This window comes from Aquitalea aquatica (assembly GCF_013911085.1).
In the GTDB taxonomy this organism is placed as follows: Bacteria; Pseudomonadota; Gammaproteobacteria; order Burkholderiales; family Chromobacteriaceae; genus Aquitalea; species Aquitalea aquatica.
The window spans coordinates 1-1812 of the sequence record NZ_JACERN010000045.1 but is presented as its reverse complement, the minus strand read 5'-3'; the positions used below and the strand labels follow the sequence as shown (position 1 = coordinate 1812).

1 protein-coding gene is annotated in these 1812 nt (G+C 64.0%); it reads left to right on the top strand.

Features of this window, described 5'->3' with window-relative positions:
* The coding region (locus H2Z84_RS19620; RefSeq protein WP_369597791.1) for a beta strand repeat-containing protein at nt 1–1812 on the top strand (1812 nt) is incomplete at both ends.

The window sequence follows — 1812 nt, the reverse complement described above, 5'->3', positions numbered from 1 at the left end:
GTGACACGCTGAACGTCACCATTAACGGTACGGCTCAGCCGGGTCATGTACTGACTGCAGCTGAAATTACTGCAGGTCAGGTCGTTCTCACCCCGACCGCTCCGGCCGAGGGCGGCACGCTGACGGTTGCTGCGACGATCACCGATCCGGCTGGTAACACCTCGGCTCAGGGCAGCGACAGCGCCAAGCTGGACACCACCGCGCCGTCTGTGCCGACCGTAGTCATCGCTACCGATGCCAACAACGACGGCTTCATCAACAAGGCCGAGCAAGGCAGCGCCACGACTGACACCGTCAACATCGGCCTGCCGGCAGATGCCAAGGCAGGTGACACGCTGAACGTCACCATTAACGGTACGGCTCAGCCGGGTCATGTACTGACTGCAGCTGAAATTACTGCAGGCCAGGTGGTATTGACGCCGAACGCCCCGGCTGAAGGCGGCACGCTGACGGTGGCTGCCACCATCACCGATGTGGCGGGTAATACCTCGGCCAGCGCCAGCGACAGTGCAGTACGCGACACCACCGCGCCGTCCGCGCCGACCGTCGTCATTGCCACTGACGCCAACAACGACGGCTTCATCAACAAGGCCGAACAAGGCAGTGCCACTACCGATACGGTGAACATCGGCCTGCCGAGCGATGCCAAGGCGGGTGACACGCTGAACGTCACCATTAACGGTACGGCTCAGCCGGGTCATGTACTGACTGCAGCTGAAATCAGTGCCGGCCAAGTAGTGTTGACGCCGACTGCTCCGGCCGAAGGCGGCACGCTGACGGTGGCTGCCACCATCACCGATCCGGCTGGTAACACCTCGGCCAGCGCCAGCGACAGCGCGGTTCGCGACACGACTGCCCCGTCTGCCCCGACTGTGGTCATTGCCACCGATGCCAACAACGACGGCTTCATCAACAAGGCCGAGCAGGGCAGTGCCACCACCGATACGGTGAACATCGGCCTGCCGGCAGATGCCAAGGCAGGTGATACGCTGAACGTCACCATCAATGGCGTGGCCCAGGCGGGTCATGTACTGACTGCAGCTGAAATCACTGCGGGCCAGGTCGTTCTGACGCCGGCTGCACCGGCAGAAGGCGGCACGCTGACGGTAGCCGCCACCATCACTGACGTGGCCGGTAATACCTCGGCCAGCGCCAGCGACAGCGCGGTTCGCGACACCACCGCGCCGTCGGCCCCGACCGTGGTGATCGCCACCGATGCCAACAACGACGGCTTTATCAACAAGGCCGAGCAGGGCAGTGCGACGACTGACACCGTCAACATCGGCCTGCCGGCAGATGCCAAGGCGGGTGACACGCTGAACGTCACCCTCAATGGCGTGGCCCAGCCGGGTCACGTGCTGACTGCAGCTGAAATTACTGCAGGTCAGGTTGTATTGACCCCGACTGCTCCGGCCGAAGGCGGCACGCTGACGGTTGCCGCTACCATCACCGATGTGGCCGGTAACACCTCGGCTCAGGGCAGCGACAGCGCCAAGCTGGACACCACCGCACCGTCGGCCCCGACCGTAGTCATCGCCACCGACGCCAACAACGACGGCTTCATCAACAAGGCCGAGCAGGGCAGCGCGACGACAGACACCGTCAACATCGGCCTGCCGGCAGATGCCAAGGCTGGCGACACGCTGAACGTCACCCTGAATGGTGTGGCCCAGCCGGGCCATGTGCTGACTGCTGCTGAAATTACCGCAGGTCAGGTCGTTCTCACGCCGGCTGCGCCGGCAGAAGGTGGCACGCTGACGGTTGCCGCCACCATCACCGATCCGGCTGGTAACACCTCGGCACAAGGCAGCG